We start from the raw sequence: 23924 nt of genomic DNA on the forward strand, positions 1-23924 counted from the left end.
TATATCGTATTTCCTTTACTTCACTGATAAATTTCAATATTTAACTGTTCATGGAAAGTGTTAAGTTAAATTTCATAGGTAAAATCACTTGTTATATATGCCTATATGCCGACAAATAACAGCTATAATAAGGAAGAAATAAAATGTCATCGAAAATTATATATATAAACCCTAATCAATCTTTTGAAATCTTTAAGCACGGAAATATAATATTTCCCAATAGCTATCCTGAGGCAATTATAAAAAACAATGGCCCGGCATCCATTAGGGTGATAAATTACTGGGCTCCTCCGATTGGAGATTATAATCAATATAACTATATTGATGTTTACCCCGGTGAGACGAAAACGCTTCTCGCACCTGTTAACGCTGTTTATTTCTATAAAATTATAGTAACCAATCTTAATCCTATTTACAACACGGAAATTGAAGTTACATCGCAGTTTTGGAATTGGTAGTTGAACTTTCATGGACCATATTTTAAGAGTTTCACTATTTACCAAACTAAGCAGGAGGCAGGTTTTAACCTGCCATCCTCTATTTTAGTTGATACTAAATTTCGCTATTTTTGATTTGTTTATTCTTGAATAATAACTTTAAGCATTTCAGGTAAATATATCTCGTAATATTTTCTTGCCAATGACTTTCATCATACGTAGTTGTTTTGGGTTTCAAGGTTGATTTAAGTAGAATATTTACAGTAATTGAATTCTATTCCTAACACAAAATGATTATCTGAATTTTTCTTATTATGCGGTTTATCACATTCTTTGACAATGAACCCAATATCTATATTATATTTCTTCTCAAGATAATATATATACCCTATGGATTTCAAGATGCATCGCGGCGGCAAGGGAGCGAATCCCCGGGCGCATAGATAACTATGTGACCGGGGTGAGTGAGTGCAGCCAACAAAGAAGCAACTTGAAAGATGACGGGTATATTCATGTTTTTGAATATTGACTAATTGATGGTTTTCTATGGCGAATATAATCTATTTGGAAATTAAGGGTGATAAGCAAGGTTTGATATCACAAGGATGTTCAACGGTTGATTCTATTGGTAACACATGTCAGCTTGGTCATGAAGACCATATATTTGTTTATGAATTGACTTCCAATATAACCAGAGGTCAACATGTTAACCATCAGCCGGTTGAGATAAGAAAGCCAATAGATAAATCTTCTCCTCTGCTGGGATTGGCTATAACGAATAAAGAATCGCTACAATGTATTTTTTATTTTTATAGAACATCCACTAAAGGTGGTTTAGAGCTCTATTATAAAATAAAACTCACTGGTGCATATATCTGTGCATTGAATGGCTTTTATCCAAACTCATCTACGCATAATGAATGTCAGCCACAGGAGAGTTTATCTTTGATGTATAAATCAATAACGTGGGAACATATTATGTCCGGCACCAGTGCATATAGCATATGGGAAGACAACGTTTACTGAGGATTTTATGAAAGGGATATCTCATCTTTCTTATGATTTAAATAATTACGCTTCGTCATTGAAGCGTAAAGCACACTTGGCTGCTAGCTTTTTTATAGAAGATAGCCAATTGAGAATGTCATATTTAAAAGAGGTTGATGACTTTGTTAATATAAAAACACGTGAATTTAAAAATACATTTGATGTAAATGAAAAAAAGAGATTGGTTTATGCAGTAAAAGATGAATATGAAATAACGGAAAAAGAATATCAGGCTTTAAGGCGTAAGGATTATACCAAATATATTGTAACCGATATATTTGAAGATCAGGGCGTAGTTAAATACGCAAAAATAGGCGGTGGGGTTGTTGCTGGTATTGTTCAAGCGGTTTCTGGTTTTGCTGTAATTAATTCAGGGAGAATTGTAAAATCTAGGACAGTTCAATCAATAGGTGTTGTTTTGGCTGCTCATGGAGCTAATAACTTTTATGAATCTATTAGTCCGATTCTTTATGAAAATCAAGATATAGGCTGGGTTAGGGAGGGATATAGACACATCTCTCATGCTTTAGGTTATGGTGATGATGTAGCTGATGTTGCTTATATACCTTATGGATTTCAAGATGCATCGCGGCGGCAAGGGAGCGAATCCCCGGGAGCATAGATAACTATGAGACCGGGGTGAGTGAGTGCAGCCAACAAAGAGGCAACTTGAAGGATGACAGGTATAGTTCATTCGATTTCGCGGTAAGTTTATATGGAACGTATGGAATGCTCAAGCTTAAACCGGTTAAATCTAAGAATAATATATCAGGAGGCTATTCTGTCAAGCCGGGGACAGGGAAATTGTTCAGATATATTAATTCGGATCTTGCCAGAAAATGGCAGCTAACACCAAAGCCTATGTTAACCATTCAAGTGTTAAGTAGTGGATATAAAGTCAAACTTTTGATAGATGACATAAATAAACTTCATGATGATTGAAATTTATTTTTTATTTTAAAGTGAATATAGCATGTTGCTAATTTTAATCCTGTTATGAAATTACAGTTAACGGAGTAGCTGAAATAGAATAAAGCTGATATCGTTATTGATAAGTAAACAAAAAACATCAATGGAATTCCATATGCTTTTCCACTGAAAAACATTCCTGATATTATAAATAAGTTAATTAGTGTTGAATATATCAATGGTATGGCGATTTCTTCACCTATAAGTAACAGATAACGACAAAAACAATCTGTTTTGCTCTGGTATTTATCATAAATATCAGGTTCGTCTTTATATAATATAATAAAGTTTCGCTTTATCTTAAGTAATTCTTTTAAGGTGAATCCACTATTTAATATTAATTTTCTTAAGTCGGTTAGGTTCATTTTTTTTGGCTCTATTTATTTGATTATATGGTTATTTTTATCATATTTAATTCATTGTTTCAACGATTTAATTTGTTTTTTATTTTAAAACGAATATAGAAAATTAACAATTTTGAACCTGTAATTAAATTACAGCTAACGGAGAATCTGTAATAAATAAAAGCAGAGATCGCAAAGAATAAGTAAATTGAAAACATTAATGGCACTCCATATGCCATATCACTGAAAAACATACCTAATATCATAAATAAATTGTGGTTAAATATATTAAAGGTATGGCTATTTCGTCAGCTATAAGTAATAGATACTGACAAAAACAATCTGTTTTGCTTTGATATTTATCATAAATATCAGGATCATCTTTGTGTAGGATAATAAAGTTTCTCTTTATCCTAAGCAATTCTTTTAGGGTGAATCCACTATTTAATATTAATTTTCTTAAATCAATTAAACTCATTTTTCTAACTCTATAAATTGCTTACCGTAAAATACTTATTCTTTATAACTGTTTGAAGTTTTATTTTATTTTTAAACGAATATATAAAATAACTAATTTTATGCATGTGAAAAAATTATAACGATAGCGGTGATAAAAAGATTTATAGCATATGCATATTATTGTTAAAATGATATAAATGATCGATATTAATGATAAATAGGATATTGAATTTTCGTCATAGAGGAAAATCTCCATTATTATGCAACCTACATACATGAGAGAAAAAAACAACACGGGATCGCCGGCATCTTCAGCAAGCACTATTATAACGTTGTAAATGTTATCGCTTTTTGTATAATACTTTATTACATATCTTCTTTCATCATCGTCAAGATTTTTAAAGGTTCTTTGCAGCATAAGAAGTTCTTTAAATGTGAATCCACTACTGAGTGTTAATTTTCTTAATTTTTCCAAATCCATCTATTCAATCTCATAATATTTTGTTGATATAATGAATTAGTATAACATAATTATTATATTATTATACCTAATAAATGCTTTCTTTAGATCTGTTTTTAGAAAATTTGTTGTACTCAGTAGTATGGTACTGCCATTGTAATAGAAATGAGAGAAAAAAGTGTTATCATAATAAATAAAGCGGAAAAAACAGTATCTGATTTCGGTTATTATTTATTACATGATGAATGATAAATTATATATAATGAATTCGTTGGCTGTATTTTTTCACTGTGCTGACAAATTTCAACATTTAACTATTTGTGGAAAGTGTTAAGTTAAATTTTACAAGTAAAACTACCGGTTATATATATTACTAAATAACATAAATAATGAGGGAAAGAATAATGACATTGAAAAAAACTATATCTATAGCTCCTCTTGGAACCGTTGAGATTTATAGTAATAGCGAGATTGTAATGCCAAGTGTTGCCCCAACGGCAATTATAAAAAACAAGAGTATGGTACCAATTAGGGCTATCAATTATTGGGCTGGTTTGATTGGAGATTATCAGCAGTATAGTCATGTTGATGTTTATCCTGGCGAACTTAAAATATTCGTAGGACCAAAGAACCTTTTTTACCGCTATAAAATTGTAGTCTCCAATCTTAGCAATACCGAAAATGCAGAAATTGAATTTGTAATGGACCCTTTGTGGAACAAATATGGAATGCCATCAAAAAAGGTATATATGAACTCTAACGAGCCATTTGAATTTTATAGTAAGGGTAATGCAATACTCCCCACTGATTTCGCTGACGCAATTATAAAAAACAATAGCGTGGCATATATTAGGGCTGTAAATTTTTGGGCTGGTCCACTTGGGAATTATAATATGTATAGCTATGTTGATATTTCCCCCGGTAAGACTGAAATACTTGCATCACCTCCTAATATTATTAATTACTATAAAATTGTATTCACCAACATAAGTAACTATGTTCAAAATGTAGAACTTGAAGTTATATCGCATTTATTGTTGGGCTATGATGAATAAATCAGGGGGCAGGTTCTGGCCTGCCATCCTATTTTTTATCTTTATATTGATGATTTTCTTAACGAGGTAAAAGGGGTATATACCCTTCCATCAACGACTAAGAGCAATGCCGGAAGCTTGCTGTTCCAGCATGTTTTTAGCTAAATCGACAATAATTGCCGCAGCTTCGATTGGTGGCGTGCCGCCATGATGAATATTAGAGATACAAGTGCGGTCAGCTTCAACCGTTTTTTCTACAGTCGGTTGGTAAACGGCATAGCAGGAGAGACTTTCCGATTGCCCTAATCCGGGGCGTTCTCCAATCAGTAAAACAACCACTTTAGCTTTGAGTAACTCGCCAATTTGATCTTCGATTTTGACGCGACCATAGCGCACAAAAAACGGTGTGCCGATGCACATTCCTGTTTGTTCCAACCCTTTTAGCAGGGGTGGTACAAGATCTTCGTAGTTGGTGATAATGGCATCGGTAGACAGGCCATCGGAGATAACAACTTGTACATCGGGCGCTGTTTTACACTGTGTCAGTAAAGTTTCTACCGCATTCGCACTGAGTTTTCGCCCTAAATCCGGGCGAGTCAGATAGAGATTTTTGTCGCTGACTTGAGATTGCACTTCTAGCAATCCTTGTTTTTCTATCCATTCAACCGGGACTTCTTTTAACACCGTATCCTTAGAACGGGAGTGATCAGCCTGAAAACGCAGTAATGCCTGAGTACGTGGGCGTGGGCCGCTGCGGCCGGTACCGACTCTCGCCACAGTGCTGCGGCGTAATTCCTGTAATACTTCTATCCGGTTCGGGTTTTGGACACCGATCCATTGTTTGGCTTCTAAGGAGCCTAAATCCGGCGTACAGCTTTCAGTTTCGTTAGTGATTTCAGGGGATGCATGGGGTTTCAGGTTAGATACCCGCTCGCTTACATTCTCTTCAATTGTTTTTTGGTTCATGATGATTTATCTCAGCAAAGAATCAGAAAAAGAACGATGCATCGCCCGCACGTGATGTTAAGCGGCCATTTGCCATCAGCCCCATCTGTTCCAGCCAGCGTTCAAACTCCGGTGACGGGCGCAGATTGAGCAGATGGCGGATAGTGGCGGTATCGTGGAAAGCGGATGTCTGGTAATTGAGCATAATGTCATCACCGAGCGGCATTCCCATGATGAAATTACATCCTGCTGTTGCCAGCAGGATCATCAGGTTTTCATTCTGGTTTTGATCAGAGTCTGCGTGGTTGGTATAGCAGCAGTCACATCCCATTGAAACGCCGCTGAGTTTTCCCATAAAGTGATCTTCTAATCCGGCACGGATAATCTGGCGATCATTGTAGAGGTATTCTGGCCCGATGAAACCGACAACGGTATTGACCAGAAATGGGTCATAGTGGCGCGCCAAACCGTAGTTTCGTGCCTCCATCGTCACTTGATCAGCGCCAAAGTGAGCACCAGCGGAGAGAGCAGAGCCTTGTCCGGTTTCAAGATAGAGGCAGTTATCGCCAGCAAGACGGCAATATTCCGCGCCAACGGCACGGGCTTCATCTAACATAGCCAATTCTACGCCAAACTCTTTTAGCCCTTTTTCACTGCCGCAAATACTTTGGAAAATCAAACCACCCGGTGCACCACGCTTAATGGCTTCTATCTGGGTCGTGACATGGGCTAAGACACAGCCCTGTGTTGGGATGGAGAATTTATCGATTACCTCATAGAGGGTATCTAGTACACGGGTGAGGTTTTCTACATCGTCGGTTACCGGGTTGACGCCGATGACTGCATCACCCACGCCAAATGATAGCCCTTCGTAAATCTGGGCCAGAATGCTTTGTACATCGTCGCGGGTATCGTTAGGTTGCAGCCGGGCGCTGAACGTTCCCGGCGTCCCAATGGTGGTGTTGGCTTTTTTGATCACGGGCATTTTTTTCGCGCCATAGATCAGGTCCGCATTGGAGCTGATTTTTGCCACGGCGGCAACGACTTCGGAGCTGATTCCTTTACGCAAAAAGGCGATATCATCCACGCTGGTATCATCGCTTAGTATGTATTCACGCAGTTCACCAATGCTCCAGTTTTTTATGCGGGCGTAGGCAATTTCATTAATGTCATCCTGAATAATGCGAGTCACGCAATCTTCTTCATAAGGAATGATCGGATTCATGCGAATATCCGCAATCGTCATTTCCGAGAGGATATGTTTAGCCGCTACGCGTTGTTGGGAACTTTCGGCAGCCACCCCGGCTAGCACATCCCCGGAACGTAATTCGTTAGCCATTGCCAGCACCTGTTTGACATCTTTAAACTGATAGGTCTTACCAAAAAGCTGAGTTTTCAATTTCATGTTTACGCTCTCTCAGGAAGGAAAAGCCAGTGATTTGATAGTGACGGGAACCACAGTGCCATTAAATAGTGGCGTGCCAATGTCGATATAATCCCCGGTGCGGGTGATAACTTCATCAATAACCGCCAGCGGCCGTTCTCCCATCAGAGGATGTAACAGCATACCCAATGCCTTACCAAAGTCTTGACCTGCAACGATGAGCAGCGGGTGAGAAGAGGGATAGCGTCTGGCAAAGTTCTGTAAAGCGGTAATGCATGTCTGCACGGCGGCATAATTCACCGGCAAGGCGTCGGGTAGGGCCAATGCATATAGATCCTGCTCGGCATTCAGATCCATTTGTGTGAGTGCATGTTGCCAGGCTTCTGCCAGTGACTCAGTGGCTTCTGTGTCAGGATGGACGACGGGAATATTGCGCAGTGGTAGCGATAGTGCATCGAGCCAGATAGTGCTGCCGGATAACGATAATGTATGAGCGCCGGCACCAATGACGGTAGCGCGTACGGTTTGTTTTGGCATTTGCAGCGGCAGTTTGGCGAAATCATTATCACGATGGATAGCTTGTGCCAGCAATGGCCCTAAATCGTGAAAACGGAATAGGTCATGATCCGATGTTTCACGATAACATTCTCCTACCCCGCCGGAGAGGGTGACGGCGTAGAGTTGATCACAGTTTGGCAGTGGCTCGGTCATCAGTAATTGTTGCGCCAGAGGTGTGAGTTGCCCGGTGACGACTTCCCACAACAATTGCGACATCCGCATGGCAATTTGCTGTAATTGCGTGGCTGTCAGATGTTGAATATCTGTGTTTTCGCCAAACAGTGAATCAACGATGAGTGCTCCGGGCGGATGTGCCCGTAAAACGTTCCCTTGAAGATCGGTCTCCAATAAGCGGCCGCCGACATTTAAGCAAGCGGAGGCGATAAGCCGCCCGGCATCGAATAGCGCGTAGTTGGCTGTACCGCCGCCGATGTCAATATTGAGCACTCTGGTCATTTTCTGCTGTGAAAGAGCTTGAGCGCCGGAGCCCAAACCGGCAATCACCGATTCCAAATGGGGTCCCGCTGTTGCGACAACAAAATCCCCTAATTTTTGTGCCAGCGTCATAATTGCAGGGCGTGCATTGCATGTTTTCGCGGTTTCACCGGTAATGATCACTGCACCGGAATCGACACTTTTCGGATCGATGTTTGCGGCTTGATATTGTGCTTGGATCAGACTGAACAGTTCGTCTTCACGTAATTGTCCGGCGAAGTCTACGGGGGTAAATAACACCGGGCTTTGCCAGATAATCTCGCGGCTAACAAACTCGTAGCGTGGCACTTGTGATACCGCTGCACGGTTCACCAGTGACAGACGCGAAAAGATCACTTGTGTGGTGGTGGTGCCGATGTCAATACCGACACTAAATAACTCCTTGGCTTCCATCGCTACGCCTCTTGTCTGCAATAAGGCGTATGTTGGCATTTTTTTTTATTAACCAGTATTAAATATCGGCAATTTGGTCGAAAAGTCAACTGTAGTCACAAAAATATTAGGGGTTATAATAAAAATGGCGTATACCCGTCATCTTTCAAGTTTCCTCTTTGTTGGCCGCACTCACTCACCCCGGTCACATCGTTATCTATGCTCCCGGGGATTCTTTCCCTTGCCGCCGGGATGCATCTTGAAACCCATAGGGTATAGATACAAGATACAGGGCGAAGTTGCTAAGAGAAACAAGCAGATAAGGCTCCAGGATGTCAGGACAGAGGGTTATCATCAATACATTAACAAAAATGAAGAATTATTGATCTTACACCAGATCGCGTTGCTGGCTATCGGTTATATATCTTCCAACAGACTTTCGTTACGGGGTGAGAAAAATGATGAATAGCGGAAAAGTTTGGTTGGTCGGTGCCGGTCCCGGCGATGCGGCGCTAATTACTGTCAGAGGATTACACTGTATCCGTCAGGCTGAGGCGCTGGTGTATGATCGATTAGTCAGCCCGGAGCTGTTATCCGAAGCACCTGATGATTGCAAAATGATTAATGTCGGCAAAACGCCGAACTATCACCCAGTGCCGCAACGGCAAATTAATCAAATCTTGGTAGAGTGTGCGCAACAAGGGTTAAATGTCGTCCGGCTGAAAGGGGGAGATCCCTATGTGTTTGGCCGTGGTGGTGAAGAAGCGGAAGCTTTGGCACTGGCGAAAATCCCTTTTGAAGTGGTACCGGGCATCAGTTCATCCATTGGTGGTCTGGCTTGTGCCGGGATCCCGGTCACCCATCGTGATTATGCATCAGGTTTTCATGTTATTACCGGCCATTTGCGTCAGGGAAATGAATCACAGGATTGGGCGACGCTGGCAAAGCTGGAAGGTACGTTGGTGATCTTAATGGGAATGACTCAACTGGCGAGTATCTGTGAGCAATTGATCGCAGGCGGTAAAGCGCCGACAACGCCGGCGGCGGTTGTGATGTATGCTAGCCATCAGCAACAGCAGGTTGCCAGCGCAACCCTGCTCACTTTGGCTCAGCGGGTAGCCGCTCAGGGATTGACTGCACCAGCATTGATTGTGATTGGTGATGTGGTGCGTTTGCGGGAAACACTGGCTTTTAGCCGGGATCATCTATTGTTGTCTTCTGTTCCATCACTGATGGCACTCTGATTCTCTGTTTAACATTTGGGGATACTATTTGATGAGCGAACATGGCGGTAATGTGCTGGAAATGGCGCTGAAAATCGGTGTTACAGTCGAAGAGATGATTGATTTCAGCGCGAATATCAATCCGTTAGGAATGCCGGAATCCCTGAAAACGGCCATTATCGACCAATTGCAATGCGCAGAGTACTATCCTGATACAGAATATCGCCGGTTACATGCAGCGTTAGCGCAGGCTCATCATTGCACTGTCGAAAACCTGATGGCGGGTAATGGTGCTACTGAATTGATTTATGCTGTGGTGAATTATCTTAAGCCGCGCCGAGCCATGTTGTTGATACCGGGATTTGCTGAATATCGACGCGCCTTGCAGCGAGTGGCTTGTCAGATTGATGAGTATGTGATGAGTGAAGCTGATAGCTATCAACCTGATGAACGCTTGTTGATGGCATTAGAGCGCCATCGGCCTGACTGTTTGTTTCTTGCGACACCGAACAATCCGACGGGGTTGATGCCAGATGCTGTGCTATTGCAGGCGATATTTGAACGTTGTCGTCAGCATAATATTGCGTTGATTGTTGATGAGGCGTTTATCGATTTTCTCCCGGATATTGCTGGATTTATTCCTCAGATAGCGCATTTTCCTCGTCTTTATATTCTGCGTTCACTAACGAAATTTTTTGCTATTCCGGGGTTGCGTCTTGGTTATCTGGTTAGCAGTGATGTAACGGGGATTCGGGCAATGAAGCGCTGGCGGGAGCCGTGGACCATTAATGCTTTCGCGGCGTTGGCTGGTGAAATTGTTCTTAATGATAACGCTTACATTCAAGCAACACACCGCTGGTTAGCTGAGCAACAACGTTGGCTTTATCAGGCATTGGCTGCATTACCGGCATTACGTGTTTGGCCTCCCGCGGCAAATTATATCTTCCTGCGTTGCCTGCGCCCAGAAATCGATCTTCAACAAGTATTGCTGAAACAGAGAATATTAATTCGCCATTGTGCTAATTATCCGGGCTTGAACGCGGCTCATTATCGGGTCGCCATCAAGGGCGAGCATGATAATCGCCGTCTGGTATCGGCGTTACGTCAGGTATTCGGTTATGGCTGAAGCGCGTTGTCCTGCATCGTGTGGTGAACTTATCCAAGGGTGGATTCTTGGTGGTGAGAAATTGATCTCTTGTCCGGTGAATTGGTTCAGCGAGGTGTCTGTTACAGATGGCGTGCCGGGAAAAGATGAACGTCCCCGTATGCGCCAAGTGATGAAAACTGTCCTGGCGTATTTTGGTTTGTCGGTGGAGATGGCGCGAGGTTTACGGATCGCCTTGACTTCCACGATCCCGATGGCAAAAGGGCTGGCAAGTAGTACCGCTGATATTGCCGCTACAGCGCTGGCGACGGCGCGTTATTTGGGGAAAACACTTGATGAAACGACACTGGCTAGCTTTTGCGTACAGCTTGAGCCTACGGATAGCACGTTGTTCAGCCGGCTTACCTTGTTCGATCATCAAACAGGTACCACTCAAATTGCTTGTGACTGGCAGCCATCTATAGACATTTTGTTATTGGAAAGCCCGGAAACCCTGATCACGGCTGATTATCACCGTTTAGATCGCCATCCGGTATTATTGGAAAATGCCGCAGTGCTAGAGCATGCTTGGAAACTATTTTGTCAGGCTGTGACGACTCGGAATTACTGGCGGTTGGGAGAAGCCACGACGCTCAGTGCACTGGCCAGTCAAAAGTTGTTGGTAAAACCGGCGTTTGACAGTTTGTTGGAATTGGTGGAGCGGAGTGGGATCTATGGGTTGAATGTTGCTCATAGTGGCAGTGTCGTCGGGTTATTGTGTGATCGCCACCATCATGATGTTGAGTACCTATGCTGGTGGCTGAAACAGAAGGACATAATTCGTTTTTATCCTCGTCAGCACTTGCTGACCATGATACCGGGTGGTGTGCGTTAACTGTAGGAGGAGACTTATGTTGGATTATTTGCCGATGTTTTGTCAGATCCGGGATAAAACCTGTCTGCTGGTTGGAGGAGGTCAGGTAGCCGAGCGTAAAGCGCGTCTGTTATTAGATGCTGGCGCACATCTATTAGTTAACGCACGGGAATTTACCCCGCAATTTGAGATATGGGGGGATAACGGCCAAGTGACACTCATTCGCGGTGAGTTTGAGCCTCACTGGCTTGAACATTGTTGGCTGGTTATTGCTGCTACTAATGATGCGGCGGTGAATGGCTATGTGTGTGATTGTGCGACGGAGCGCCGCATTTTTTGTAATGTGGTGGATGAGCCACAGCAAGCCAGTTTTATCACACCGTCAGTGATTGATCGCTCACCCTTGGTGATAGCTATCTCCTCCGGGGGGAATGCGCCGGTATTAGTCAGATTATGGCGTGAAAAACTCGAACGGCTGCTACCGATGCATCTTGGTCGTCTGGCCGCTTACGGTGGAACACTTCGCCAGCGGGTAAAACGACATTTTCATCATTTGGCGGCACGTCGTCACTTTTGGGAGCGGTTTTTCACTAATGAGCGATTAATGCAATCGTTGGTCAGTCAAGATCGTCAACAAGTTGATCGGGTGGTAGAAACATTATTCTCTGAGTCATCTCAAGCGAATACAAACAAAACAAACAGTTGTTCTGTGACTGACTAATATATTGGAGCCGGACAAATGAGTGAGGAGCGATATAAACAGAGAAAACAGCGGCAAAAAGAGAGATTTATGGCACAAGTTGCAGCCGCTCAGGAAAACCGGGGAATTGCCATTATCTATACCGGTAATGGCAGGGGGAGAACCACCGCAGCAATGGGAACGGTTACACGAGCATTGGGTCATGGATTAAAGGCTGGCGTTATCCAATTTATTAGGGATGAATGGTCAGCCGGTGAGCGTGTTTTGTTGCAGCCGCATGGGGTAGAATTTCAACTAATATCAATGAACTTGACTGGAGAAATGCAAAGTCGTGCTAAGGATATTGCCGCTTGTACTGAGGTTTGGCAGCATGCGTTGCGCATGATGCGTGATCCTGAATTATCATTGGTAGTGCTGAGTGAATTGGCTTGCGCGATAAATAACGGTTATCTATTACTTGATGAAATTATTAAGGCATTAAACGGACGGCCAATTAATCAGACAGTGATTATTACCGGACAAGATTACCCTGCTGAATTAATTGAACTGGCTGATACGGTTAGTGAAATGCGATCTGTAAGACATGCTTTCACTTAAATTATGCGTTTTACAGTTATCACATCAGATAAAGAGTGATTCACGTTTTTATCTTGTTTAACCAGTACGTTAATTTTTTTCATAGTTATATTTGATATTGTGCCAGATTTGTGAAAACGCTCTGCCATTGATATTAAGAAAATTTTTGACCAATAGATTATAAACTTTCAACAGCTTATTGGGAATTTCTTTGGTTAGTGAATTATCATCCATGAAGACTGCGAAATCATCAGTGGTAAAAATTTTCATTGAGAGTATTTATTATTAAAATTATAATTAACCAAATGCGATTATATTTTTATAGTGTTGAACATATACTGGATAATTATTTTTTTAAATAATTTAAAATCAACAATGAAATTTTCTTCTGTGTTTACTTAGATTAAATATATAAAAATCAATTAATATTGTGGTGATTAGTTAATTGGTTATGATGAACTTTATAGAATATACCCGTCATCTTTCAAGTTGCCTCTTTGTTGGCTGCACTCACTCACCCCGGTCACATAGTTATCTATGCTCCCGGGGATTCGCTCCCTTGCCGCCGCGATGCATCTTGAAATCCATAGGGTATATATATTCTATAAAGCTTGATAATACATGAAATAAATTCCATGCAATGTATTCCACTATCCAATAATTTTAATTTATTTACAAGTTGGAATTTATATCTAATATTGTCGGTGGAATAAGTATAACGTTAATTTAAGTTTTGATATGTGAAATGCGTTCACGTAATCCATATCACATTCTGTTGCACATTTTATTAAGTTTCAAACAACGCATGGTTATTTAATTTATAAATTAAGAGGTTTAATATGTCTATTGAAAATACCAATGTAGCTGAACAAACAACTGGCAAGGATTCAGTTGTACTTGGACATGCGGAAGCGCCAGCAGTACATTCTATCGCAATTGGTGCTTCACCCCGAAATTCTAAAACAATCAGTGAAGCGGCTATTGCGATTGGGCAAAATCAAATTGCGGGTAAACAAGGTGATGCGAAAGTCGTTTGGCCTATTGCGATTGGTGCTGATTCTGTATCCAACGGCCTGGCTTCTATCGCTTTGGGACAAAAGGTGACTGCTAGTGCGGCTCAGGCCGTGGCGATTGGTCAACACTCCTCTGCAACAGAAAAAGGGAGCATTGCATTAGGCGCAGATTCTATTGCTAATAAACCGAATGTTGTTTCTGTAGGAAAAACCGGCCATGAACGTAAAATTATACATGTTGCGGCCGGGGAGATTTCAAATCACAGTAATGAGGCGGTTAATGGTCAGCAGTTATATGCTGAATCGGCAAGGATTGACATATTATTAGATGCAAAGAATAAGGAATTGGAAGAGAAGATCCAATCTCTGGAAAGTGATATAGCTAATCTTACTCTGTTGGTTCAGAATAGCGTGGATGATGTTGCATCATTGAAGAAACGGCTTCTCGATGCATTGAATTATTAATGTCTGTTGGTTGTTATTTCATATATTCTTGGCTATAAGGCTGAGAATATATGATGAATTATTTGGTGGTAGGATTATTGTTTGATAATGATTTATGGGATATGTCTCAGTGAATAATAGAATAATTTTCCTGCTCGATTTAACATACTAACTTCATTTTCTTAGGTAAATGTATTATTGGATTATTCTTGATGAAAAATACCAAGTGATAATAATTTAATTCCTGAATTAAGAGGTATATATGTCTACAGAGGATATGAATATAACTGATCAAAAAGTTGGTAAAGATTCCGTTGTTGTTGGGAATGCAGAAGCACCAGCAATATACGCTATAGCGATTGGTGCTTCACCACTAATTTCTAAATCAATTAGTGAGGGTGCTATTGCTATTGGGCAAAATCAACTGGCGGGTAGAGAAGAGAAAGAGAATAAGAATGATAAAGTCAAATGGCCCATTGCGATTGGCGCTGATTCTGTATCCAGTGGTTCAGCTTCTATTGCCCTAGGGCAAAAGGTTGTTGCTAGTGGGACTCAGGCAGTAGCGATTAGTCAAAACTCCACGTCAACAGGAAGTTCGAGTGTTGCAGTGGGATCAGGCTCTATATCCAGTGGTTCAGCTTCTATTGCTCTGGGGGGAAAAGCGATTGCCAGGGGGAATCAGGCAGTCGCAATTAGTCAAAATTCCTCTGCGACAGGAAGTGCTAGCGTTGCATTAGGAGACAGTTCTGTATCCAGCGGCTCGTCTTCTATTGCTCTGGGGCAAAAGGTTTCTGCCAGTGGGTCTCAGGCAATTGTGATTGGTCAAAACTCTTCTGTAACAGGAAGTAGGGGTATTGTATTAGGATCAGACTCTAAATCCAGCTCTCCGTCTTCTATTATCGTGGGGCAAAAGGTGAGTATTAGTGCGTCTCAGGGAATTGCGATTGGTCAAAACGCCTCTGTAACAGCAAGCGGGGGTATTGCATTAGGCGCAAATTCTGTTGCCAGCAAATCGAATGTTGTTTCTGTAGGAAGACCGGGTAATCAACGTAAGATTGTGAATGTTGCTGCCGGGGATATTTCCAAGAACAGTACGGAGGCGGTGAATGGCCAGCAATTATATGCTGAATTGGCAAGAATGAATGCATTGGATATAAAAAATAAGCAACTGGAAATGGATATTAAAAAGCTGGAGAGTACTATAGATAATCTTACCCGTTCTATTACTCATCTTACTCTGTTGTGCCAGAAAAATGCGGATGAAGTTGCTTTGTTGAAGAAGTGAATTTTTAACGCATTGGATTATTAATAACAAATGGATTCGGCGAAACTAATAAGTGCATTTTCAGGAGGGAAGGTGGGTTGCTATTACCTTAACATCTTTCCTTTTCCAAAGGAAAATGCACTGAAGTCCATCAACCATTATCAGAATGCTGAAACGAAATCAGGAAATAAAAAAATGGATTAGCCGGTTAAATAGCTTTCCATAATACCGATACACCTATGCCTTTTGTTTTCTTTTTGAACAATATTGGTTCTGTAGCCTATCTCATTGATTCTACGGACCACTTGGATGAAAAGGCTGTATGTCTTGGTACACAAGGGCTGGTTGGAAGTGGAGCATAATTATGAAAACTTATTTAATTTGGCTGGGGGTTAAGTCCTGCACATAAAAGCCAGCTTGGAAACTGGCCTTACACGCATCGGTTAAAAAGCAGACTTACAGAAAGCAAGGTGTTGACAAATAGACAACAACACGATGAACACTTGATATGAAAGATGTAACAGATTTCATGATGAACTCTCTTTATTGATAAAATGTAATTTGTTTCACGAAAATCTAAATTGTGGCTGTGATTTTAATCAGAAAAACTTCAGAGTACAAGCAGTTTTTAAAAATTATTTTAAAGATTAAAATAATTTTGCATCAATGTTTTAGGTGGTAAAGTGAGCGAATCTTTATTTTCATTCACCTGTGTTATACGCTATAAACAATCTTGTATTTTGGGTTTTCTCCAAAGATTAGCGAGTATTTTTATCCAATAAAAGATTAGGCAAAAAGTAAAAAATGAGCTTACTGGCATGTTAAAAATATCTCTACGATATAATAAGTCATTCTTATTTCTTTAGTTAATTAATTTAATAAGCATTATCAGAAAAAATCATAGGAATCTAGGAAGAGTATTTTTTAAATATTGCGTTATTTATTACTACCAATCATGAAAAAATAGTCAATACTTTAATTGAAAATAAAATTCTATTATTGTTTTTTGAACTAGACTTTAACTGATATGAGTTTTGATAGATCATCCTTACAATAATTTAATATGTTAATTATAAAATGATGTTATTTAACTCAAGGAGGACATATGAGTCCTAAGAATGATTTTAAAGCTTTTTCTACAGATAGTAATGCTAATGTTATAAGTCAGAAAGGATATGAAGAGAGTCTGGAATTGCAAACTGGTTTTCCACCATCTTCTATGACCCCGCACATATTAAATAAGGTATTGCGTCAATCGTCAACTATATCATCTGTTGTAGCTAATTTCATTGCGACACAATCTGGCGATGATGTTATGGATAATGGTGATGTAGCTAAACTTGCTGAGCAATTAAATAAGGCATTAAAACAAAAAATCACAACAGAAATTCCCAGTGCTTCATTAACCCTATCAGGCGTTGTTCAGCTTACTGATGTCATTGGTGATAGTGACATATTGGCAGTGACACAAAAACTTGCTCAGGAAATAGTAAATTCATTACGTGGAGATATTAATACCAGAGTACCTAATAGTCGTAAGGTGAATGGGAAAGTACTGTCGAATGATATTAGCCTGAATGCTGGGGATGTGGGGAGTTATACTAAATCTGAATGTGATGCTCGATATGGTAATAAAAATACAGCCTTAAAATCTGCAAATGGCTGGTGGAAATGTGGTGATACAGGAATAATCTGTCAGTGGGGTATTTTACAGGGTGATGGTGATTATCTGGTGAATTTCCCTATTAGTTTTCCTAATGCGTGTACAACTGTGGTTGCGACAACTGATGGTAAAAGAAAATCTTTATCTTCGATCGGGCATCGTTGTTTTGTTGAAGTGGGTGATATTACGCAGGTATCTTTTACAGCAACAACTATTGGTGCGCTAAACACTGATTTCCGGTCACGTTGGGTCCATTGGATGGCTATTGGGTACTAATATCGAATGGCCGGAACAGCCAAAATAACGGAAATGGCCTGAATAAACAGGCCATTTATACTGTGGTTTTATTTGTTCTGAAGTTGAAATATAAAAATAAGTAATGACGGGTTGAAATAATTTATATATTGAATATGAATGACTTGAATATATTTACAGATGAAAGTTGTTGGGGTTTTTTCTTACCACTAATGATATAAAAATAATTATTCTTCTAAGTTAGAAGAACGTTTTATTATTATTTTTATGAATTAAACTATGGCTGCTTTAAATTATGAATGATTACTTTAATAATAATTCAATATATTGATTATATACCCTATGGATTTCAAGATGGATCGCGACGGCAAGGGCGCGAATCCCCGGGAGCATGGATAACCATGTGACCGGGGTGAGTGAGCGAAGCCAACAAAGAGGCAACTTGAAAGATGACGGGTATAGATGATGCTATTTAATCTAAGGGGTGTATATGAGTACTAAAAATGATTTTAAGGCTTTTTCTATTAGTAATAATGCTAATGTAGTGAGTCAAGAGAAATATGAGAAAGATCAGAATTTGCAGGTTGGGTTTCCACCAGATAATATTACTAGTAATCTGCTAAACAAAGTATTACGTCAATCGTCAACAATCGCATCTATCGTGGCTAATTTTATTGCGACACAATCTGGCGGTGATGTTCTGGATGATGGTGATGTAGCTAAACTTACCGAGCAATTAAATAAGGCTTTAAAACAAAAAATCACAACAGAAGTTCCAAATGCCTCATTAGCACAAAAGGGCGTTGTTCAGCTTACTAATGTGCTGGGCGATAGTGACACATTAGCTGTTACGCAAAAGCTTGCTCAGGAAATAGTAAATTCATTGCGTGAAAGTATTAATGCTAAGGTATCCAATAACCGAAAAATTAATGGAAAATCATTGTCTGAGGATATCACTATTACTTCTCAGGATATTTTGGGTGGGCAGGCGATTAGTTTAGGTGATAAGGCAGATTTAAATAGCTATAAAACACCGGGAATTTATCATCAAGAGTATGATGCTCATGCCAAAAATGGTCTTAATTATCCTGAATTCCTCGCCGGCGCCCTTGTTGTATTGAAATCGGCAGGGACCGTTCAACGTTATTTTGTCTATAATAGTAGTCGAGTATATACACGTAGTCAGTTTCATGATAATCCGTGGACACCTTGGACTAGAGAATATAATACGCTGAATAAACCGACCGCTGATGAGATTGGTGCATATACAAAAATAGAATCTGATTCTCGATATATTGCGGGAATTCGCAGGGTGAATGGAAAATCTTTAGTTACGGATGTCACTATTACTTCTCAGGATATTTTGAATGGGCAGGCAATTAGTTTAGGTGATAATGTAAATTTAGATCACTGTAAAACACCAGGAATTTATTATCAGGATTATAATGCTCATGCTAAAAATGGCGTTAATTACCCTGAAGCGCTTTCTGGTTCGCTTATTGTGTTGAAAGCGGCAGGCGTTATTCAACGTTATTTTGTTTATAACAGTAGCCGGGTATATACGCGTAGCCAATTTCACGATAATCCGTGGACGCCTTGGGCGCAAGAATATAACTCGTTGAATAAACCTTCTGACAAGGTTGTTGGGGAGAGTACGGCAGTAGGATCTGATAGTATTTATGCTGCAACCAAAGAGGAGTTAATACAGCAAGCAGAACATGATAAGTCTCAATTATTGACTAAAATTAATAATCTTATCGCTCCACTACAAGACGCTGTTGATTTGGACGTTGCTTCCGAAGCAGAAAAAGCAGTTCTACTGGAATGGAAGAAATATAGAGTAATGTTGAGCAAAGTTGACATTTCATTGGCTCCTGATGTTGAATGGCCGGATCAGCCGAAATAATGAAAAATGATCTGAATAAACAGATTATGTAGGATTGTGGAATGATGGACTTATTTTTCGTGCCAGAGGGGTATATATCGGCTTGTTTATTGTTGCTAATTATATGAAAACAGTTATCCCTTTTAGTGATAAAAATATTTCGTTATTATTGATAATTCAATCTGTTTATTATGAAACAATGTTATTTAATTTAAGGAGATGTATATGAGTACCAAAAATGATTTTAAAGCTTTTGCTGTTAGTAATAATGCTAATGTAGTGAGTCAACAAGGTTATGAATCAGATCCAAGCTTGCAGACTGGATTTACATCATATACTGTTCCCACTCATGTGTTAAATAAGGTATTGCGCCAAACGTCAATAATGGCATCTGTTGTGGCTAATTTTATTGAGGAACAATCTGGCGAGGATGTTTTGGATGATGGTGATATAGCTAAACTCACTGCACAATTAAGCAAAATTTTTTATGCCGGTGCTAAACGACCGGGTGATATCTATTTATCTGCACATCCAGCATCAGATTTAGCTAAAGGAGAGTATATTGCGAATGGTGATGTTTATGCGATCAATTCAACTGTTGGTCAGGCATTGAATAATTTATCCAATGCATATAAAGCAGCATGGGGAATCAAACAGAATGGAGATAAAATCAATCTCCCTAATCTGTTTGTTGATGGGCGAGGGATATTTGTGCGAGCAGGCTTGCAGCCTGGTGTAATACAGAGAGATGCGATTAGAAATATTACAGGTAATGTGGGATGGCAGGGGCATGGGCTTTTTACTCGTACCAGTGGCGCATTTTATGGTGTTAGAAGTACCGCAACAATCGTTGCTGCGGGAACGGGGGCTAATAGTGATCATGGATATTCAGCATATGCTACTTTTGATGCATCAAAGGTAGTACCAACGGCAGACGAAAACCGCCCATTAAATGTCAGTATGATACCGGTAATTTATTTAGGTGTATAAGATAGTGATAAATTATTATTTTGAGGATATTAGGCTAACACCTATTTATTTCCTCGTCTGATACTAATTCAGGTAGTAATCTTTCAGTGAATGCTCTAAGAATATAGCCAGAATTTAAATATGGATTTTGACTATACCTGTCATCCTTCAAGTTGCCTCTTTGTTGGCTGCACTCACTCACCCCGGTCACATAGTTATCTATGCTCCCGGGGATTCGCTCCCTTGCCGCCGCGATGCATCTTGAAATCCATAGGGTATATATATGAATAACATAGAAAATGACAAGGAAAAATCGCTGTTAACGGGCCTGAATAAATGGGCTGTTTATTCAGGCCATTTTGTTGATGTTATAATTAAAATATTGTAATGGTTATATTCGCGACTTAAAGAAAAAAGAATCGAAGGAAAAATAAAGATATGGGAAATAATAATTTCCAATATTGAATATAATGATTTTGGGGATGTTTTTGATTGCAATACATTGGTTGTTTATTGTTGCCAATTATATAAAAATAGTTACTCATTTTAGTTATAAAAATATTTCATTATTGTTTTTCTAAACTAGACTGTTATTGATGTGAATTGTGAGAAATTATCTTTAGTGATAGTTCAATATGTTTATTGTGAAATCATGTTATTTAATTTGAGGAGATGTGTATGAGTGCCAAAAATGATTTTAAAGCTTTTGCTATTAGCGATAAAGCAAATGTATTCAGTCAACAACTTTATGAAGCATATTCGGATTTGCTGGTTGGGTTTCCAGACAATCAGTATATTCCTAATCACGTATTAAATAAGATATTACGTCAAGCATCAACCATATCATCTGCTGTAGCTGATTTTATTGCGACAGAATCTGGCACTGATGTTGTGGATGATGGCAATGTAACCAAAATTACCGCACAATTAAAAAACGTGTTAGAACAAAAAATTGCGAAATGTTGTAATCTTAATGTGAATACTGCTAATAAGGTTGTGAACGGTTGGTGGAAATGTGGTGATACTGGAATAATTATTCAGTGGGGGCAAGCAAGCGGCTCTATGGATATAAATGATTACAGAAATTTCACCATCCCATTTCCTAATGCTTGTTTTCAGATTGTTGCAACATATCCTGATTTTGGTAATTATGGATCTGGGGTTGCTGCTATGCCTATTTCTGCAAGTCAATTTATTGTGACGTGCAGAAATTCTATACATGAACTATCAAATAATTTAGTGAGATATTTGGCGATAGGATATTAATTATGTATTTTTATAGTGCAAAGACAAATGCGTTCTACCCAATAGAATTGAAACAAAATTATATTGCTTCTGGTTCATTGCCTGATGATATTATGGAAGTTAGTATTGATATTTATCAAGAATACGCTGCGAATAATGTACCAGAAGGAAAATATCGTATAGCAGGTCAAAATGGTTTACCGGAATGGGCCGATATTCCTCCACCAACAAAAGAGGAATTGCAGCAATATATTGAAAGTAAAAAACAACAATTTATTGTGGAAGCTAGCCAGCAGATAGCACCATTACAAGATGCTGTTGATTTAGGAATTGCGACTAAAGAAGAGGAAGCGGCTCTGTTGGTATGGAAAAAGTATAGAGTAATGCTGAACAGGATTGATACTTCACAGGCTGCCGATATTGAATGGCCGGAACAGCCAAAATAATGACATTGACCTGAATAAACAGATTATTCTTATAATGGTTTTGTTAACATTGAGTAATAAATCTGACTTGAAATTAGCACATAATATTGTTGCAAGATAATTGTTTGTAACAGGATTTTATTATTGAATATACTCGATAAAAATCTTTTCGTTTTGGTTTGCAACAGGATATTGAACAGTGCAAAAGTAAACACTTCTTATCTTCTAATTGATACCAAAAACGGGATGTTTTAAGTCAAGCTGCTATTAAAGTCTGAGTTCTGTATTTAACAGGACTCGGATTTTTTAATCTCAATATCGAATTAGCGATGCTTGAAGAACTTATCTAATTCCGCAGCGCGAGGCTAAATAGATGTGCTCAGATTATTCACAGTTGTGTAGCATTGGGCTGAATATTCCCTGATGACTTCGAGGAAATCAAGAGTTGAAAACATAATTAGTCTCCTGATGAGGGAATTGCAAGTTAGAAAAAATTCAGGTTGTAATTTTAACTTTAATGTATTTAGAATAATGCTGAAAAATCACCAATAGGAGTAGTGTATGAGAACACTAATAGGTTTTTGGGTATTAATACTGTGTGGTGTGTCATTCCTATCATTCGGTGCGAGCTTTGATTGCGCAAAAGCCACCAGTAAGGCTGAAAAGTTAATCTGTTCGACCCCTGCATTATCCCAAGCTGACGACAACCTATATATTAATTACCTTCAGGCCAAACTGGCCACCAACAACGATGCGGACTTTAAGGCTCTGGTAAAACAGAATTGGGAACTTCGCGAAAAATGCGTGGCAGTTGAATGTCTTCAAGACTGGTATCATCGGTCATCTGAAATGTACAGAAAGATTGCCGCAGATAAAGCAACAGAGAACTGCTATAAAGAAAGGCAAAAAATCACGCTTGATGGCACCTTGTTAAGGATTACCTATCCCGGCCCACCAAATTACGAAAGCGTGGAAAACGGGGATAGCCCTGAGACTTATTGGGTATTGCAACCGGATAAGGCGATAAAATGCGCTACAGGGGCACCAGAATTTGGGGATCGTAGTCTTATGCAACTGGTGGTTGAGGATGAGTTTTATACCGTGTATCGAAGCCTTATCGGACACCGCGTACGCGTAACCGGAACCATTATGTACGCGGTTACTGGACATCACCATACACCGATAATGCTTGAAACCCAACGAATTGAAGCCGCTAAATAGTTTGGAAGTAATCACGCAGGTATTTTGCTGGACAATAGCTAAGAAGTGGCTCTATCGTCCATCGGGTAATAAAGAATTGGATTGGTTATCAAGATAAACTTCAGCAAGATTTACTTGAACGTAAAATTATAGTTGTTGTCAAAGGTAATGGTTCAAAGAGCATTTGTGAGCAAATTCTTGTGACTGAAAATATCAAGACTCTAGCGAGGTGACTACATGAGCACATTAGCTAAAATTAATTCTGAGAGTAATCTCACTACATTCAAATTCGGGTCTCATGAAATCCGTATGATCAATAAAGATGGTGAGCCGTGGTTTGTTGCTCACGATGTTTGCTCTGCTTTGGAAATTCAAAATATCACGCAAGCTATTGAAAGATTAGATGATGATGAGCGGTCTGTGTTTAATATAGGGCATCAGGATGATATTAATGTTGTCAGCGAATCAGGAATGTATACTTTAGTACTTCGTTGTCGTGATGCAATTAAGCAAGGATCTGTTCCTCATCAGTTCCGCAAATGGGTAACTGGTGAAGTATTACCGGCAATTCGTAAGGCGGGAAGTGATCACAGTTCGATG

Annotated in this window: 22 protein-coding genes and 2 pseudogenes; 20 read left to right on the forward strand and 4 right to left on the reverse strand. The window is 39.6% G+C overall.

Features of this window, described 5'->3' with window-relative positions; all coding sequences use genetic code 11:
* Nucleotides 1–143: 143 nt before the first annotated feature.
* The 5 genes from CKY02_RS02590 to CKY02_RS02625 all read left to right on the forward strand — a co-directional run bounded on the left by CKY02_RS02590 (nucleotide 144) and on the right by CKY02_RS02625 (nucleotide 4771).
* On the forward strand, nucleotides 144–458 hold the full coding sequence (locus tag CKY02_RS02590) for a hypothetical protein (protein ID WP_112894117.1): 315 nt from the start codon (nucleotides 144–146) through the stop codon (nucleotides 456–458).
* Between the two features lie 525 nt (nucleotides 459–983).
* Nucleotides 984–1463 carry an Hcp family type VI secretion system effector gene (locus CKY02_RS02595; RefSeq protein WP_011147197.1) on the forward strand — a complete coding sequence of 160 codons (480 nt, stop codon included), beginning with the start codon at nucleotides 984–986 and terminating at the stop codon, nucleotides 1461–1463.
* A 7-nt stretch (nucleotides 1464–1470) separates the two neighbouring features.
* The gene (locus CKY02_RS26165) at nucleotides 1471–2106 is read left to right on the forward strand and encodes a DUF4225 domain-containing protein (RefSeq protein ID WP_112894118.1); all 636 of its coding nucleotides are present in this window, start codon (nucleotides 1471–1473) and stop codon (nucleotides 2104–2106) included.
* A gap of 17 nt (nucleotides 2107–2123) precedes the next feature.
* Entirely contained in the window at nucleotides 2124–2426 is a 303-nt protein-coding gene (locus tag CKY02_RS26170; protein WP_275658196.1) for a DUF4225 domain-containing protein, read from the forward strand.
* Between the two features lie 1694 nt (nucleotides 2427–4120).
* Complete coding sequence (locus CKY02_RS02625; RefSeq protein ID WP_112894122.1) at nucleotides 4121–4771, forward strand: hypothetical protein; 651 nt, start codon at nucleotides 4121–4123, stop codon at nucleotides 4769–4771.
* A 90-nt stretch (nucleotides 4772–4861) separates the two neighbouring features.
* Here CKY02_RS02625 and eutC read toward each other — a convergent pair whose 3' ends face one another.
* From eutC to eutA, 3 genes are read right to left on the reverse strand one after another with little or no spacing between them, the layout of a single operon-like run.
* Complete coding sequence (gene eutC, locus CKY02_RS02630) at nucleotides 4862–5716, reverse strand: ethanolamine ammonia-lyase subunit EutC (RefSeq protein WP_112878648.1); 855 nt, start codon at nucleotides 5714–5716, stop codon at nucleotides 4862–4864.
* A gap of 22 nt (nucleotides 5717–5738) precedes the next feature.
* Nucleotides 5739–7100: an ethanolamine ammonia-lyase subunit EutB gene (locus tag CKY02_RS02635; protein WP_112894123.1), complete on the reverse strand. Its 1362-nt coding sequence runs from the start codon at nucleotides 7098–7100 to the stop codon at nucleotides 5739–5741.
* A gap of 12 nt (nucleotides 7101–7112) precedes the next feature.
* The gene (gene eutA / locus CKY02_RS02640) at nucleotides 7113–8525 is read right to left on the reverse strand and encodes an ethanolamine ammonia-lyase reactivating factor EutA (protein ID WP_112894124.1); all 1413 of its coding nucleotides are present in this window, start codon (nucleotides 8523–8525) and stop codon (nucleotides 7113–7115) included.
* A gap of 124 nt (nucleotides 8526–8649) precedes the next feature.
* Here eutA and CKY02_RS23465 point away from each other — a divergent pair, with 124 nt between their 5' ends.
* From CKY02_RS23465 to CKY02_RS02700, 11 genes and pseudogenes are all read left to right on the forward strand, one after another.
* A complete protein-coding gene (locus tag CKY02_RS23465) occupies nucleotides 8650–8973 on the forward strand; it encodes a hypothetical protein (RefSeq protein WP_146747383.1) in 324 nt (107 codons plus the stop codon).
* Nucleotides 8966–9748, forward strand: a complete 783-nt coding sequence (cobA, locus tag CKY02_RS02650) for a uroporphyrinogen-III C-methyltransferase (protein WP_112878671.1) — start codon at nucleotides 8966–8968, stop codon at nucleotides 9746–9748. Before CKY02_RS23465 ends, cobA begins: the two co-directional genes overlap by 8 nt.
* A gap of 31 nt (nucleotides 9749–9779) precedes the next feature.
* Nucleotides 9780–10853 (forward strand): threonine-phosphate decarboxylase CobD, encoded by a 1074-nt coding sequence (cobD, locus tag CKY02_RS02655; RefSeq protein ID WP_112894126.1) that lies wholly within the window; start codon nucleotides 9780–9782, stop codon nucleotides 10851–10853.
* A complete protein-coding gene (locus CKY02_RS02660; RefSeq protein WP_146747384.1) occupies nucleotides 10846–11706 on the forward strand; it encodes a GHMP family kinase ATP-binding protein in 861 nt (286 codons plus the stop codon). Before cobD ends, CKY02_RS02660 begins: the two co-directional genes overlap by 8 nt.
* A 19-nt stretch (nucleotides 11707–11725) precedes the next feature.
* Nucleotides 11726–12355: pseudogene (locus CKY02_RS02665) on the forward strand (NAD(P)-dependent oxidoreductase); the annotation flags it as partial.
* A gap of 69 nt (nucleotides 12356–12424) precedes the next feature.
* Nucleotides 12425–12982: a cob(I)yrinic acid a,c-diamide adenosyltransferase gene (cobO, locus tag CKY02_RS02670; RefSeq protein ID WP_112894128.1), complete on the forward strand. Its 558-nt coding sequence runs from the start codon at nucleotides 12425–12427 to the stop codon at nucleotides 12980–12982.
* A gap of 818 nt (nucleotides 12983–13800) precedes the next feature.
* Complete coding sequence (locus tag CKY02_RS02680) at nucleotides 13801–14439, forward strand: hypothetical protein (protein WP_112878655.1); 639 nt, start codon at nucleotides 13801–13803, stop codon at nucleotides 14437–14439.
* 241 nt (nucleotides 14440–14680) lie between these two features.
* The gene (locus tag CKY02_RS25460) at nucleotides 14681–15703 is read left to right on the forward strand and encodes a hypothetical protein (RefSeq protein ID WP_238399027.1); all 1023 of its coding nucleotides are present in this window, start codon (nucleotides 14681–14683) and stop codon (nucleotides 15701–15703) included.
* 1084 nt (nucleotides 15704–16787) lie between these two features.
* Nucleotides 16788–17621, forward strand: coding sequence for a gp53-like domain-containing protein (locus tag CKY02_RS25465; RefSeq protein ID WP_238399028.1), 834 nt, complete (start codon nucleotides 16788–16790; stop codon nucleotides 17619–17621).
* A 469-nt stretch (nucleotides 17622–18090) separates the two neighbouring features.
* Nucleotides 18091–19506, forward strand: coding sequence for a tail fiber assembly protein (locus CKY02_RS02695; protein ID WP_112894129.1), 1416 nt, complete (start codon nucleotides 18091–18093; stop codon nucleotides 19504–19506).
* A 204-nt stretch (nucleotides 19507–19710) separates the two neighbouring features.
* Nucleotides 19711–20475, forward strand: a complete 765-nt coding sequence (locus tag CKY02_RS02700; protein ID WP_112894130.1) for a phage tail protein — start codon at nucleotides 19711–19713, stop codon at nucleotides 20473–20475.
* A gap of 34 nt (nucleotides 20476–20509) precedes the next feature.
* On the opposite strand, the gene CKY02_RS24255 is transcribed toward CKY02_RS02700, so the two are convergent.
* Nucleotides 20510–20665, reverse strand: coding sequence for a hypothetical protein (locus CKY02_RS24255; protein ID WP_162119853.1), 156 nt, complete (start codon nucleotides 20663–20665; stop codon nucleotides 20510–20512).
* A 467-nt stretch (nucleotides 20666–21132) separates the two neighbouring features.
* On the opposite strand from CKY02_RS24255, the gene CKY02_RS02705 reads away from it, so the two are divergent.
* The 4 genes and pseudogenes from CKY02_RS02705 to CKY02_RS25470 form a co-directional block, all read left to right on the forward strand.
* Nucleotides 21133–21720 (forward strand): gp53-like domain-containing protein, encoded by a 588-nt coding sequence (locus CKY02_RS02705; protein ID WP_112894131.1) that lies wholly within the window; start codon nucleotides 21133–21135, stop codon nucleotides 21718–21720.
* A 2-nt stretch (nucleotides 21721–21722) separates the two neighbouring features.
* Nucleotides 21723–22145, forward strand: coding sequence for a tail fiber assembly protein (locus CKY02_RS02710; protein ID WP_112878661.1), 423 nt, complete (start codon nucleotides 21723–21725; stop codon nucleotides 22143–22145).
* Between the two features lie 540 nt (nucleotides 22146–22685).
* Nucleotides 22686–23345, forward strand: coding sequence for a DUF4431 domain-containing protein (locus CKY02_RS02715; RefSeq protein ID WP_112894132.1), 660 nt, complete (start codon nucleotides 22686–22688; stop codon nucleotides 23343–23345).
* A gap of 216 nt (nucleotides 23346–23561) precedes the next feature.
* Nucleotides 23562–23906: pseudogene (locus CKY02_RS25470) on the forward strand (BRO-N domain-containing protein); the annotation flags it as partial.
* Nucleotides 23907–23924: the final 18 nt, after the last annotated feature.

This window comes from Photorhabdus bodei, assembly GCF_003287735.1.
Lineage (GTDB): Bacteria > Pseudomonadota > Gammaproteobacteria > Enterobacterales > Enterobacteriaceae > Photorhabdus > Photorhabdus kayaii.

Bases quoted from the DNA above. Each gene is read 5' to 3' on its own strand.
- cobA (WP_112878671.1), top strand. From the start codon at position 8,966: ATGAATAGCGGAAAAGTTTGGTTGGTCGGTGCCGGTCCCGGCGATGCG.
- CKY02_RS02635 (WP_112894123.1), bottom strand. From the start codon at position 7,100: ATGAAATTGAAAACTCAGCTTTTTGGTAAGACCTATCAGTTTAAAGAT.
- cobD (WP_112894126.1), top strand. From the start codon at position 9,780: ATGAGCGAACATGGCGGTAATGTGCTGGAAATGGCGCTGAAAATCGGT.
- CKY02_RS02715 (WP_112894132.1), top strand. From the start codon at position 22,686: ATGAGAACACTAATAGGTTTTTGGGTATTAATACTGTGTGGTGTGTCA.
- CKY02_RS02700 (WP_112894130.1), top strand. From the start codon at position 19,711: ATGAGTACCAAAAATGATTTTAAAGCTTTTGCTGTTAGTAATAATGCT.
- CKY02_RS25460 (WP_238399027.1), top strand. From the start codon at position 14,681: ATGTCTACAGAGGATATGAATATAACTGATCAAAAAGTTGGTAAAGAT.
- CKY02_RS23465 (WP_146747383.1), top strand. From the start codon at position 8,650: ATGGCGTATACCCGTCATCTTTCAAGTTTCCTCTTTGTTGGCCGCACT.
- CKY02_RS02710 (WP_112878661.1), top strand. From the start codon at position 21,723: ATGTATTTTTATAGTGCAAAGACAAATGCGTTCTACCCAATAGAATTG.
- cobO (WP_112894128.1), top strand. From the start codon at position 12,425: ATGAGTGAGGAGCGATATAAACAGAGAAAACAGCGGCAAAAAGAGAGA.
- eutC (WP_112878648.1), bottom strand. From the start codon at position 5,716: ATGAACCAAAAAACAATTGAAGAGAATGTAAGCGAGCGGGTATCTAAC.
- CKY02_RS25465 (WP_238399028.1), top strand. From the start codon at position 16,788: ATGAGTCCTAAGAATGATTTTAAAGCTTTTTCTACAGATAGTAATGCT.
- CKY02_RS02595 (WP_011147197.1), top strand. From the start codon at position 984: ATGGCGAATATAATCTATTTGGAAATTAAGGGTGATAAGCAAGGTTTG.
- CKY02_RS02590 (WP_112894117.1), top strand. From the start codon at position 144: ATGTCATCGAAAATTATATATATAAACCCTAATCAATCTTTTGAAATC.
- CKY02_RS02625 (WP_112894122.1), top strand. From the start codon at position 4,121: ATGACATTGAAAAAAACTATATCTATAGCTCCTCTTGGAACCGTTGAG.
- CKY02_RS02695 (WP_112894129.1), top strand. From the start codon at position 18,091: ATGAGTACTAAAAATGATTTTAAGGCTTTTTCTATTAGTAATAATGCT.
- CKY02_RS02660 (WP_146747384.1), top strand. From the start codon at position 10,846: ATGGCTGAAGCGCGTTGTCCTGCATCGTGTGGTGAACTTATCCAAGGG.
- CKY02_RS26165 (WP_112894118.1), top strand. From the start codon at position 1,471: ATGAAAGGGATATCTCATCTTTCTTATGATTTAAATAATTACGCTTCG.
- CKY02_RS02680 (WP_112878655.1), top strand. From the start codon at position 13,801: ATGTCTATTGAAAATACCAATGTAGCTGAACAAACAACTGGCAAGGAT.
- eutA (WP_112894124.1), bottom strand. From the start codon at position 8,525: ATGGAAGCCAAGGAGTTATTTAGTGTCGGTATTGACATCGGCACCACC.
- CKY02_RS02705 (WP_112894131.1), top strand. From the start codon at position 21,133: ATGAGTGCCAAAAATGATTTTAAAGCTTTTGCTATTAGCGATAAAGCA.